The sequence below is a fragment of the Pseudolysinimonas yzui genome, from assembly GCF_014653215.1.
In the GTDB taxonomy this organism is placed as follows: Bacteria; Actinomycetota; Actinomycetes; order Actinomycetales; family Microbacteriaceae; genus Pseudolysinimonas_A; species Pseudolysinimonas_A yzui.
Genome location: NZ_BNAI01000001.1, coordinates 762,113 through 774,642, shown reverse-complemented (window position 1 = coordinate 774,642; position 12,530 = coordinate 762,113). Strand labels below are relative to the sequence as shown.

The window sequence follows — 12,530 nt, the reverse complement described above, 5'->3', positions numbered from 1 at the left end:
ACCGACTAGCGGACGTGGCCCGCGGTCTCCATCTGGCGCAGTTCCTTCTTGAGGTCGCTGAGCTCGTCGCGCAGCCGCGCCGCGAGTTCGAACTTCAGTTCCCCCGCCGCCTGCAGCATCTGCGCGTTGAGGTCGGCGATGATCGACTCGAGTTCGCCCGCGCCGGCGGCCCCGATGCCCTCTCGGCGGAGGTTCGGGGTGGGGCTGCGCCGACGGGAACCGTCGGGCGTCGAGCGGCCGGCGAGCAGCCGCTCGGTGTCGGCGCCTTCGCGCGCGAGCACCTCGGTGATGTCGGCGATGCGCTTGCGGAGGGCGGTCGGTTCGATGCCGTGCTCGGTGTTGTAGGCGATCTGCTTCTCGCGACGCCGGGTCGTCTCGTCGATCGCTCGCGCCATCGAGTCGGTGATGTTGTCGGCGTACATGTGCACCTCGCCGGCGACGTTGCGGGCGGCACGACCGATCGTCTGGATGAGCGACGTACCCGAGCGCAGGAAGCCCTCCTTGTCGGCGTCGAGGATCGCGACGAGCGACACCTCGGGCAGGTCGAGGCCCTCCCGCAGCAGGTTGATGCCGACGAGCACGTCGTAGACGCCGGCCCGCAGTTCGGTGAGCAGCTCAACGCGGCGCAGCGTGTCGACATCCGAATGCAGGTACCGCACGTTGACGCCGTGTTCGGCGAGGAACGCGGTCAGCTCTTCTGCCATCTTCTTCGTCAGCGTCGTGACGAGCACCCGCTCGTCACGTTCGACCCGGATGCGGATCTGCTCGAGTAGGTCGTCGATCTGGCCCTTGCTGGGCTTGACGACGATCTGCGGGTCGACAAGACCGGTCGGCCGGATGATCTGCTCGACCACCCCGTCGGCCATGCCGAGTTCGTACTTGCCGGGGGTTGCCGAGAGGTAGATCTTCTGGCCGACGCGCTCGAGGAACTCCTCCCAGCGCAGCGGACGGTTGTCGAGGGCGCTCGGCAGCCGGAAGCCGTGTTCGACGAGGGTGCGCTTGCGGGAGGCATCCCCCTCGTACATCGCGCCGATCTGCGGCACCGTCGCATGCGACTCGTCGATGACAACGAGGAAGTCGTCGGGGAAGTAGTCGAGCAGCGTGTTCGGCGGCTCCCCCGGAGCCCGCCCGTCGATGTGGCGGGAGTAGTTCTCGATGCCGTTGCAGAAGCCGATCTGCTCCATCATCTCGATGTCGAACGCCGTGCGCATGCGCAGTCGCTGGGCTTCGAGCAGCTTGCCCTGCTTCTCGAACAACGCGAGCTGCTCGGCGAGTTCGACCTTGATCGACGCGATCGCCCGGTGCATCGCCTCCGCGCTCGCGGCGTAATGCGTCGCCGGGAAGACCGACACGGCATCCAGCTTGCGCAGCACGTCGCCGGTGAGCGGATGCAGGGAGTAGAGCGCCTCGATCTCGTCGCCGAACATCTCGATGCGGATCGCGTGCTCTTCGTAGACCGGGATGATCTCGATCGTGTCGCCGCGCACCCGGAACTTGCCGCGCGAGAAGTCGACGTCGTTGCGGTCGTACTGCATGTTGAGGAACCGGCGCACGAGCTTGTCGCGCGAGATGGTGTCACCGACCTGCAGCGAGGTCATGGCGCCCAGGTACTCCTCGGCGGCGCCGAGACCGTAGATGCACGACACTGTCGAGACCACGACGACGTCCCGGCGGCTGAGCAGCGAGTTGGTGGTCGAGTGACGCAGCCGCTCGACTTCGGCGTTGATCGAGCTGTCCTTCTCGATGAAGGTGTCGGTCTGCGGAACGTACGCCTCGGGCTGGTAGTAGTCGTAGTACGAGACGAAGTACTCGACCGCGTTGTGCGGCATCAGCTCGCGGAACTCATTCGCGAGCTGGGCGGCCAGGGTCTTGTTGTGGGCGAGCACGATCGTCGGCCGCTGCACCTGCTCGATGAGCCACGCGGTGGTCGCCGACTTGCCGGTTCCGGTGGCGCCGAGCAGCACGACATCCGTCTCGCCCGCGTTGATGCGCTGGGCCAGCTCCTTGATCGCCTGCGGCTGGTCCCCACTCGGCGAGTAGTCGCTCACGACCTCGAACGGTCGCACGGCGCGGGTGGGTTGCATACCTTCCAGGCTAGGCCGAGCCCCTGACACGCGCCCGCAGGTTCTCCCAGAGCGCATCCGTCTGCTCGAGGGTCTGTTCCAGCGTGCCGTCGGCGTCGATCACGACATCGGCGATCGCGAACCGGTCGGTGTCGGTCGCCTGCGAGTTGATGCGATGCAGGGCTTCTTCACGGGTCATGCCCCGCAGCTCGACCATGCGCCCCACCCGGGTCTCGGTCGCCGCGTGCACCACCACCCGCAGATCGAACTCATCGACGCGTCCTGCTTCGACCAGCAGCGGGATGTCGTAGACGACGATCGCGTCGGGGTCGGCCTCGGCCGCCGCGGCGAACAGTTCGCGCGAACGCGCGAGCACGGCGGGATGCGTGATCGCGTTGAGTTTCTGACGCCCCTCGGGGTCGTTGAAGACGATCGCGCCGAGCGCCGCCCGATCGAGCGAGCCGTCCGCGGCGATCACTCCCGGGCCGAACTCTTCGGCGATGCGCGCGAGCGCGGGCTCCCCCGGCTCGACGACCTGCCGGGCGACCTGGTCGGCATCCACGATCACGGCACCGTGTTCCTGGAGCCTGCGTGCGACGGTCGACTTGCCCGACGCGATCCCGCCAGTCAAGGCAACGAGCAGCATGTGGCTATCGTATGGGCATGCTCGAGCTCCTCACGGGGACCGGCCTCGCGGCCGCCGCCGGACTCAACGCCTACATCCCGCTACTGCTCGTCGGACTGTCGAGCCGGTTCCTCGACTGGATCCAACTGCCGCCGGCCTGGGCGTGGCTCGAGAACGAATGGGTGCTCGTCGTTCTCGGGGTGCTGTTCGTCATCGAGATCATCGCCGACAAGATCCCGGTGGTCGACACCGTGAACGACTGGATCCAGACCGTCGTCCGGCCCGCGGCCGGCGGCATCCTGTTCGGCTCCGGCACCTCGTCGGAGACGGTCGCCGTCACCGACCCCGCCGAGTTCTTCGCGAGCAACCAGTGGGTGCCGATCGTCATCGGCATCGTGCTGTCCCTCGTCGTGCACGCCGGCAAGACGTTCAGCCGACCCGCCGCCAACGCCGTCACCGCCGGGGTCGCAGCTCCCGTGCTGAGCACCCTCGAAGACATCACCTCGGTCGTGCTCAGCCTGCTCGCGATCCTGTTCCCGATCCTCGTGATCGTGGGGGTCGTCGGCCTTGCGGTCGGCCTCGTCGCCCTGTTCCGACGCATGCGGCGGAAGCGTCGCACCGACGACGCGATCGACATCTCGATCCCCGAGCCGCCCGACGCGGACCGCGTCGTCGACGGCGCATAGCGCCTTCGGCGACGCGGCCGGCTCGGCCGACAAACGAAAGGGCCGGACGATCTCTCGTCCGGCCCTTCACATCTGGATGCGACTAGCTGTTGCTCGCGAGCTTCTCGCGCAGCGCGGCCAGCGACTCGTCGTCGGCGAGAGTGCCGGTCGACGAACCCTCGCTCGAGAACGAGTTGCCCGACGGGGTCGACGAGGCGGCGGGGGCATCGGCGATGCCCTTCTCCTCGGCGGCGAGCACCTGGGACTTGTGCAGCTCCCAGCGAGCCTGGGCGGCGGCGTACTCGGCCTCCCACGTCTCGCGCTGAGCGTCGAAGCCCTCGAGCCACTCGCCCGACTCGGCGTCGAAGCCCTCCGGGAACTTGTAGTTGCCCTGCTCGTCGTACTCGGTGACCATGCCGTAGAGCGCGGCGAGACCGGAGTCGAACTCGGTGCCGTTCGGGTCGACCGACTCGTTCGCCTGCTTGAGCGAGAGCGAGATGCGGCGACGCTCGAGGTCGATGTCGATGACCTTGACGAAGACCTCCTCGCCGACCGACACGACCTGCTCGGCCAGCTCGACGTGCTTGCCGCTGAGCTCCGAGATGTGCACGAGGCCCTCGATGCCGTCTGCGACGCGCACGAACGCACCGAACGGAACGAGCTTGGTGACCTTGCCCGGTGCGATCTGACCGATCGCGTGGGTACGGGCGAACACCTGCCACGGGTCTTCCTGGGTCGCCTTGAGCGACAGCGACACGCGCTCGCGCTCCATGTCGACCTCGAGGATCTCGACGGTGACCTCCTGGCCCACCTCGACGACCTCGCTGGCGTGCTCGATGTGCTTCCACGACAGTTCGGAGACGTGCACGAGGCCGTCAACGCCGCCGAGGTCGACGAACGCACCGAAGTTGACGATCGACGACACGACACCCTTGCGGACCTGGCCCTTGGCGAGGTTGTTGAGGAACGTCGAGCGCGACTCCGACTGCGTCTGCTCGAGCAGCGCGCGGCGGCTCAGCACGACGTTGTTGCGGTTCTTGTCGAGCTCGAGGATCTTCGCTTCGATCTCCTGGTCGAGGTACGGCGTGAGGTCCCGCACGCGGCGCAGCTCGATGAGCGAGGCCGGCAGGAAGCCGCGGAGGCCGATGTCGACGATGAGGCCACCCTTGACGACCTCGATGACCTTGCCGGTCACGACGCCGTCGGTGTCCTTGATCTTCTCGACGTCACCCCACGCGCGCTCGTACTGGGCGCGCTTCTTCGACAGGATGAGGCGACCCTCCTTGTCCTCCTTCTGGAGAACGAGGGCTTCCACCATGTCACCGACGTTGACGACCTCAGACGGGTCGACGTCGTGCTTGATGGAGAGTTCGCGGGAGGGGATGACACCCTCGGTCTTGTAGCCGACGTCGAGCAGAACCTCGTCGCGGTCGATCTTGACGACGGTGCCTTCGATGAGGTCTCCGTCGTTGAAGAACTTGAGAGTCTTTTCGACCGCGGCCAGAAAGTCTTCAGCAGATCCGATGTCGTTGATGGCGACCTGCTTGGTAGCCGTGGCGGTCGTTGCGGTTGTCATGTAGTGGTTGCTCCGGGCAGTTGCCTCTGCGAGAGAGGGCATAGTTCGGGCCATTGACGAGAGAGTGCGTGTTGGTTTCGCCGATGGCAGGCGGATACGGATCGCGTCAAACGCGACTCTCTAGCCTAGCGTGCGGGGGTGGATGGCGCCAGCGGCTCAGCGGCGGCGGCGTTCCGCGACGATCTGGCGCACCGCATCCTCGACTCCGGGGTAGGCGAATCGGTAACCCGCGGCCAGCAACCGTTCGGGGACGACCCAGCGGCTCTTCAGAACGAGTTCGGTCTCAGTGCGGATCGCCCACGCCCCCGGCTCGAGCACCCACCTGTGCAGCGGGATGCCGAACGGCACGCGAAGAGCGCGACGGATGCTGCCCATCACCGTGACGCTGTCGACCGGATTCGGCGCCGCGACATTGACGACTCCGTCGATCTCGGGGTGATCGATCAGGAACCGGATGATGCCGAACACGTCGTCGAGATGCACCCACGAGAAGCGTTGACGTCCGCCGCGCGCGCCGTACTCGTGGAAGGTGCCCGCGGCGATCCGCCGTCTCGACCGGAACCACGGTCCGTCGATCTGCGCGCCGCCGAATCCGATGCGCGCGAGGGTGAGCAGCGGGACGAGCACACTGCCGTCGCCCAGCACGATGGCGGTGCGCAGCGCCACCCGGCGGGTGGCGGGCAGGTCGTCGCGCTCGAAGAACGCCTCTTCCCAGGCCCGCGCGATGCTCACCGAGAACCCCGTGCCGAGCTCCCCCGTCGACTCGGTCATCGGCCGGTCCTCGCCGTGCCGGTAGATCGTCGCGGTCGACGAGTTGAGCCAGAGCGCCGGCGGGCGGGCGACCGAGGCCACCGCGTCGCCGAGCGCGCGGGTCGTCTCGACCCGCGACCGCAGGATCTCGGCACGGTTCGCCGGTCCGTAGCGGCAGTTCACGCTCTTGCCCGCCAGATTGATCAGCACCTGCGCCCCGTCGACCGCAGCGGCGATCGCGGCGGCATCCCCCCAGGTCGCGTCGGCACCGGAACGCCCGATCGTGGTGACGTCGTCACCCGCCGCGCGGAACTGCCGCACCAGGTAGCGGCCCATGAAGCCCGACGCGCCCGCGATCGCGACCTTCACGCGGCCTCGATCCGGTAGTCGAACGCGCCAGCGTAGCGGTAGATGACGCCGATCAGCGGGGCGGTCATCGTGAACTCGACTCGCTGACGGTGGCCGTCGCGTCGCTCCACGAGGTGGATGCGGGGCGCGAGCGGGATCGGGATGCGCGCGCCTCCGAGCCGCACCCTCAGCCCGGTCGACCGCAGCTCGAGGCGGCCGTCCACGGTGCGGGCCGCCAGGGTCGCCTCGAACCGCCCGTGCGTGCCCAGAACATCGACCAGCCCTTGCGGCGACATCCGGATCTCATGGCGCATCACCCGCTCTCCCCCGCGGAATCCGAACGCGATCGTGGCGCGCACCGTCCCGTCGCCCGGAACGTTCACGACCTCGAACGGAACGTCGCGCTCCCACACCGGAAAGGCGATCGCCGCCCGTGCCAGCAGTGCGAACACCGGCCACAGCCAGCGCCGCGGCGTGCCGACGTGCTCGAACGTTCCGCTGCCGCGCCCCACGCTCCCCGCCGGGACGGTCGAGAAGTAGGTGGCCAGAGCCGGGTCGAGCTGCTGCAGCCGCGTGCCGAGCGCGAGCTGCCAGGGTGACGTCACGCGCGTGAGGTCACTTGAGCAGCGTCGCCTTCAGGGTGTCGAGTCCGACGCCGCCGATGTCGAGGGCCTTCTTGTGGAAGTCCTTGAACGAGAACGACGCCCCGTCACGGGTCTGCGCGGCATCCCGGATCTGCTCCCAGATGCGCTGCCCGACCTTGTACGACGGAGCCTGGCCCGGCCAGCCGAGGTACCGGTTCACCTCGAATCGCACGAACGAGTCGTTCATGTTGACGTTCTCGCGCATGAAGCCGAGTGCGTAGTCGTGGTCCCAGACGCCGGTGCCGTCGAGACGCGGCTTGCCGAGGTGCACGCCGATGTCGAGAACGACGCGGGCGGCGCGCATCCGCTGGCCGTCGAGCATCCCGAGCCGGTCGGCCGGGTCGTCGAGGTAGCCGAGCTCTTCCATGAGTCGCTCGGCGTAGAGCGCCCAGCCCTCGGCGTGGCCGCTCGTGCCGCCGAGCTGGCGGCGCCAGAGGTTGAGCGTGGCGCGGTTGTAGACGGCCTGTCCGATCTGCAGGTGGTGGCCGGGAACGCCCTCGTGATACACCGTCGTCAGCTCACGCCAGGTGTCGAACTCGGTGACGCCCTCGGGAACGCTCCACCACATCCGGCCGGGGCGTGAGAAGTCGTCGGCGGGACCCGTGTAGTAGATGCCGCCCTCCTGCGTCGGAGCGATCATGCACTCCAGGTTCTTGATCGCATCCGGGATGTCGAAGTGGTGCTTCGAGAGGTCGGCGACCGCCTTGTCGCTCGTCTCCTGCATCCACCGCTGCAGCGCGTCGGTGCCGTGCAGTTTGCGGCTGGGGTCCTTCTCGAGCGCCTCGATCGCGTCGGCGACCGAGCCGCCGGGCACGATCTCGCCGGCGATGCGGGTCTGCTCGGCGACCATGCGGGCCAGCTCTTCGATGCCCCACTCGTAGGTCTCGTCGAGGTCGATCTTCGCCCCGAGGAAGTGCTGCGAGCGCAGGGCGTAGAGGTCGCGCCCCACCCCGTCGACCTCGGTGGCGGCGGGCGCCAGCTCGGTCTCGAGGAACTCGGCGAGCCGGTCGTAGGCCTCGGCCGAGGCCTCGGCGCCCTTCTTCAGGTCCGCGACGAGCGACGCGGGCAGCTCCGCCCCGTCGCCGAGTTTCGCGGCCCCGGTGAAGTCGAAGAAGAAGCCGAGCGGGTCGCCGTGCTTGCGCGCCTGCTGCGCGACCTCGGCGACCTGACGTCGGGCCGGGACCGAACCCGTCGCGATGCCCTTCTTGAGCGTCTCGATGTACCCGTCGATCGCGTCGGGCACGTTGCCGAGGCGGGTGGAGATGACCGACCAATCGGCCTCCGACTCGGTCGGCATGAGGTCGAAGATCTCGCGGATGCCCTGCGACGGCGAGGCGATGACGTTGAGGTCGCGCAGGTGATAGCCGGCTTCTGCGGCCGCGATCTCGAGCGAGAGCTCCGAGGTGATGTCGGTCTTGGTGACCTCGTCGACCTCGTCGACGGGGTTCGCCGCGGCGAGGGCGCTGACCACCTTCTTGGCTTCGGCGACCAGCTTGTCGTGGCCGGCCGGGGAGTAGTCGCCGATCTCGCCGATGCGCCCCTCCACCCCCATCCAGATCGCGGTGTCCGGGTCGAGGTCGACCATCGTGGCCACCCAGTCTTCGGCGATCTTGTCGATGGGCGTGGCGGAACGGCTGGGCTGAGCGGTCATGTCCTCAGCCTACGACGGAGCCTCCCGACGGGTCAGTCTTCGGTGAGGTCGCGTTCCAGGAGAGCGATCAGGGCGTCGACCGCCGCGGGGTCGTCGGCACTGACGACGACTTCGTCGCCGTGACTGACGTCGAGCGACAGGATGCCGAGGATGCTGGCGGCGTTGACGCTGCGCCCGTGCGCCTCGAGCAGCACCGGCACTCCGGTGCCGGCGGCCGCGAGGCTCACGAGCGATGCGGGTCGGGCGTGCAGTCCGATGCGGGACGCGACGACGGCGGTGCGAGTGGGCATGGGATCCTCCTCGATCGGTCGCGCGTCAGGACCCGGTGGGGGGACGCGTTCCCGACATTCTGCCCGCCCGCCCCGACATCCGTCGAGGGATGGATGCTGGGGGTTTACAGTGAGCCGGCGCGAGTGAGCCCCGGGTCAGTGGGCCGCCGCGTCCCAGTTGGGGCCGGAGCCGACCTGGACGTCGAGGGGGACGCTGAGATCGGCGGCGTGCGCCATCCGATCGGTGACGATCGCGGTGACCTCGTCGACCTCGGCGGCGACCACCTCGAGGACGAGTTCGTCGTGCACCTGCAGCAGCATGCGCGACGCGAGGCCGCGCTCGCGGATGTCGGCGTCGATTCCGAGCATCGCGATCTTGATGACGTCGGCGGCCGAGCCCTGGATCGGCGAGTTGAGAGCTTGCCGCTCGGCGTTCTCCCGCAGGGTGCGGTTCGTCGACGTGAGGTCGCCGAACGGGCGGCGGCGACCGAACAGCGTCGTCGTGTAGCCGTCGATCCGGGCCTGCTCGACGACGCCGCGCAGGTAGTCGCGCACGCCCCCGAACCGCGCGAGGTAGTCGGCGATGAGCTCTTTGGCCTCCGAGACGTCGATGCGCAGCTGCTTGCTGAGGCCGAACGGCGACAGCCCGTAGGCGAGACCGTACGACATCGCCTTGACCTTGGTGCGCATCGTCGGCGTCACGTCGGCCGGGTCGACCCCGAAGACGCGGGCGCCGACGAAACGGTGCAGGTCTTCCCCGGAGTTGAAGGCCTCGATGAGGCCGGCATCTTCGGAGAGATGCGCCATGATGCGCATCTCGATCTGCGAGTAGTCGGCGGTGAGCAGGGTGTCGAAGCCCTCCCCCGGCACGAACGCGGTGCGCACCTCGCGGCCGACCTCGGTCTTGATCGGGATGTTCTGCAGGTTCGGGTCGTTCGAGGCGAGGCGCCCGGTCGCCGACCCGGTCTGCTCGTAGTTGGTGTGCACCCGGCCGTCGGGGCCGAGACCCTTCTGCAGCGTCTCGACGATCTGCTTGATCTTGGTCGCGTCACGATGCTGCAGCAGCAGTTCGAGGAACGGATGCGGGTGCAGGTCTTGCAGGTCTTGCAACGACTGGGCGTCCGTCGAGAAGCCGGTCTTGTTCGACCGGGTCTTCGGCATACCGAGCTGATCGAACAGCACCTCCTGGAGCTGCTTCGGCGAGCCCAGGTTCACCTCGCGGCCGATCTCGGCGTAGGCGCGGGCCGCGATGTCGGCCACCTGAGTGCCGAGCCGCTCGTTGAGGCCGGAGAGCACGGTTGCGCTCACCGTGATGCCCTGCACCTCCATGCGCGCGAGCACGGGGCCGAGCGGCACCTCGATGTCGTGCAGCACGCGCAGCGACCCCGGGTCGAGACGGCCGGCGAGTTCGACGGCGAGACGGCGCACGAACCAGGCCTCGCTCGCCGGGCTCAGCGCTTCCGTCTCGGGCACCAGCTGGTTCGGGTCGGGCTGCGGGAGGTTCTCGCCCAGGTAGTAGTAGACGAGCGAGGCGAGCGTCTCGGACTTCTGCGAGGGACGCAACAGCCACGCCTGAAGCGCGGGGTCGAGGTCGACGCCGCCCAGCTCCACCCCGGCCGCCGCGAGAGCCTTTCCTTGGCGCTTCGCGTCGTAGACGTGCTTGGGCGACGATCCGGCCAGCCAGGCCTCCAGCACGGCGTCACCCCAGGGCACCCACGCCGAATCGGACTCCCCCGCGATGCCCACACCGTCGACGGTCCCGTTGAGGAGGGCGACCCGCACCCCCAACGGGGCCGTGCCGCCGTCGGAGTGCTTGTCGAGCCACGCCTCGAGGTCGACGCCGGCCGGCGTCTGCACCGGCGGCAGCTCGCTTGCCGTCGCTCCGCCGCTCGTCAGCTTCGCCTCGTCCGTCACACCCTCGATCTTGAGCAGTCGTTCGAGCAGCGCCTTGAACTGGAGCCGCCCGAACAGCTCGGTGACCGCCTCGACGTTCATCGGCTTCCGCGCGAGGTCAGCCGGGGCGTACTCGAGCTCCATGTCGGTGACGAGCCGGTTGAGTTTGCGGTTGCGGATGGCGCGGTCCTGCTGGTCGCGCAGGTAGCCGCCGACGACGCCCGTGATCTCGTCGGCGTGGGCGAGCAGGTTGTCGAGAGAGCCGTACTGCTGGATCCACTTGACGGCCGTCTTCTCGCCGACCTTCTCGATGCCGATGAGGTTGTCGCTGGTCTCTCCGACGAGGGCGGCGATCTCGGGGTACTGCTCGGGTTCGATGCCGTACTTCTCGACCACCGCATCCCGGTCGTAGCGCTTCAGCTCCGAGACGCCGCGGGCGTTCGGGTAGAGCAGGATGATGTCGTCGTTGACCAGCTGGATCGTGTCGCGATCGCCCGAGGTGACGAGCACTTGGAACCCGTCGGCGGCGCCCTTGGTGGCGAGCGTCGCGATGATGTCGTCGGCCTCGTAGTTGTCGACCTCGAGGGTCGGGATGTTCATCGCCGCGAGGGCCTCCTGCAGCAGCGGGATCTGGCCCTTGAACTCCGGCGGGGTCTCGCCGCGGGTGCCCTTGTACTCGGGGTACTCCGCCGTGCGGAACGACACCCGCGACTTGTCGAAGGCGACCGCGAGGTGCGTGGGCCGTTCGTTCTGCAGCAGCAGGTTGAGCATCGACAGGAACCCGTGGATGGCGTTCGTGTGCTGACCGTCACGCGTGACGAACGAGTCGACCGGGAGGGCGTAGAACGCGCGGAACGCGAGTGAATGGCCGTCGATGAGCAGGAGCGTAGGCTTTTTCGAGTCCGGCACGGCGTAAGCCTAGCCGCCGCATCCGACAGCCCTGGAGGGCCCGCACGTGACCCAGTACCCCGCCGATCTGCACCCCGATCTGCTTGCCCGGTTCTCGAACAACGGCGGTGCGCTGCCGGTGAAGATGGGGATCGAGTACGACATCCTCGGGGCGGACTACTCGGTCGCGCGGATGCCCGTCGAAGGCAACACGCAGGTGGTCGGCATCCTGCACGGCGGAGCGCACGTCGTGCTCGGCGAGTCGCTCGGCTCGCTCTCGTCGGCCATCCACGGTGGACCGGACTACGTGGCGGTCGGGATCGAGATCAACGCGAGCCACACGCGTTCGATCGACTCCGGGTGGGTGACCGGCACCTGCACCGCGATCTCACTCGGCCGCACGCTGTGCACGCACGAGATCGTCATCACCGACGAGGCCGGCAACCGCCTCTCGACGGTGCGGATGACGAACTTCCTGAAGAAGATCCGCTAGCCGCGCCGCCTCTTCGGCGGAACTACCTGTTCGGCGGCACTACTTCTTGGGCGCGAGTTGCTCGATGATCGCCAGAGCGACATCGTGCATGGTCAGGCGGCGATCCATCGACGCCTTCTGAATCCAACGGAACGCCTCGGGCTCCGACAGGCCCATCTTCTCGTTGAGCAGACCCTTCGCCCGGTCGACGAGTTTCCGGGTCTCGAACCGCTCGACCATGTCGGCGACCTCGGCTTCGAGGGTCACGATCTGCTGGTACCGGCTGAGCGCGATCTCGATCGCGGGCAGCAGGTCGTTCGGAGTGAACGGCTTCACGACATACGCCATCGCGCCGGCCTCGCTGGCCCGCTCGACGAGTTCCTTCTGGCTGAACGCGGTGAGGAGCACGACGGGGGCGATGTGGTTCTTGGCGAGGCGCTCGGCCGCCGAGATGCCGTCGAGCTGCGGCATCTTGACATCCATGACGACGAGGTCGGGCTTCAGCTCGGTTGCGAGCTGCACGGCGGTCTCGCCATCACCCGCTTCGCCGACGACCTCGAACCCGTTGTCGCGCAGAATCTCGACGATGTCCATGCGGATGAGCGACTCGTCTTCGGCGACGACGACGCGGCGCGGCGCGGTCGGAACTTCGGTGGCATCACTCACAGATCGAGCCTACGGTACGT

At 68.1% G+C, this 12,530-nt stretch carries 11 protein-coding genes; 2 read left to right on the top strand and 9 right to left on the bottom strand.

All coding sequences use genetic code 11. The features are described 5' to 3' along the window. Window positions 1–5: 5 nt before the first annotated feature. Window positions 6–2,084: an excinuclease ABC subunit UvrB gene (gene uvrB, locus IE173_RS03880; RefSeq protein WP_191282012.1), complete on the bottom strand. Its 2,079-nt coding sequence runs from the start codon at window positions 2,082–2,084 to the stop codon at window positions 6–8. Window positions 2,085–2,094: 10 nt separating this feature from the next. Further along, window positions 2,095–2,709, bottom strand: coding sequence for a dephospho-CoA kinase (gene coaE, locus IE173_RS03875; RefSeq protein ID WP_191282011.1), 615 nt, complete (start codon window positions 2,707–2,709; stop codon window positions 2,095–2,097). Between the two features lie 17 nt (window positions 2,710–2,726). On the opposite strand from coaE, the gene IE173_RS03870 reads away from it, so the two are divergent. Further along, the gene (locus tag IE173_RS03870) at window positions 2,727–3,374 is read left to right on the top strand and encodes a DUF4126 domain-containing protein (RefSeq protein ID WP_191282010.1); all 648 of its coding nucleotides are present in this window, start codon (window positions 2,727–2,729) and stop codon (window positions 3,372–3,374) included. Window positions 3,375–3,456: 82 nt separating this feature from the next. On the opposite strand, the gene rpsA is transcribed toward IE173_RS03870, so the two are convergent. From rpsA to polA, 6 genes are all read right to left on the bottom strand, one after another. Further along, window positions 3,457–4,929, bottom strand: a complete 1,473-nt coding sequence (gene rpsA / locus IE173_RS03865) for a 30S ribosomal protein S1 (protein WP_191282009.1) — start codon at window positions 4,927–4,929, stop codon at window positions 3,457–3,459. Window positions 4,930–5,085: 156 nt separating this feature from the next. Beyond that, window positions 5,086–6,048: an epimerase gene (locus tag IE173_RS03860; protein WP_268248895.1), complete on the bottom strand. Its 963-nt coding sequence runs from the start codon at window positions 6,046–6,048 to the stop codon at window positions 5,086–5,088. Beyond that, window positions 6,045–6,632, bottom strand: a complete 588-nt coding sequence (locus tag IE173_RS03855; RefSeq protein WP_191282008.1) for a DUF4166 domain-containing protein — start codon at window positions 6,630–6,632, stop codon at window positions 6,045–6,047. Before IE173_RS03855 ends, IE173_RS03860 begins: the two co-directional genes overlap by 4 nt. A gap of 10 nt (window positions 6,633–6,642) precedes the next feature. Further along, window positions 6,643–8,322: a DUF885 domain-containing protein gene (locus IE173_RS03850; RefSeq protein ID WP_191282007.1), complete on the bottom strand. Its 1,680-nt coding sequence runs from the start codon at window positions 8,320–8,322 to the stop codon at window positions 6,643–6,645. Window positions 8,323–8,354: 32 nt separating this feature from the next. Continuing rightward, window positions 8,355–8,612, bottom strand: coding sequence for an HPr family phosphocarrier protein (locus tag IE173_RS03845; protein WP_191282006.1), 258 nt, complete (start codon window positions 8,610–8,612; stop codon window positions 8,355–8,357). Between the two features lie 135 nt (window positions 8,613–8,747). Further along, window positions 8,748–11,393, bottom strand: coding sequence for a DNA polymerase I (gene polA / locus IE173_RS03840; RefSeq protein ID WP_191282005.1), 2,646 nt, complete (start codon window positions 11,391–11,393; stop codon window positions 8,748–8,750). 46 nt (window positions 11,394–11,439) lie between these two features. Here polA and IE173_RS03835 point away from each other — a divergent pair, with 46 nt between their 5' ends. Continuing rightward, a complete protein-coding gene (locus tag IE173_RS03835; protein ID WP_229841865.1) occupies window positions 11,440–11,865 on the top strand; it encodes a PaaI family thioesterase in 426 nt (141 codons plus the stop codon). Between the two features lie 39 nt (window positions 11,866–11,904). On the opposite strand, the gene IE173_RS03830 is transcribed toward IE173_RS03835, so the two are convergent. Then, the gene (locus IE173_RS03830) at window positions 11,905–12,510 is read right to left on the bottom strand and encodes an ANTAR domain-containing response regulator (RefSeq protein WP_191282004.1); all 606 of its coding nucleotides are present in this window, start codon (window positions 12,508–12,510) and stop codon (window positions 11,905–11,907) included. Window positions 12,511–12,530: the final 20 nt, after the last annotated feature.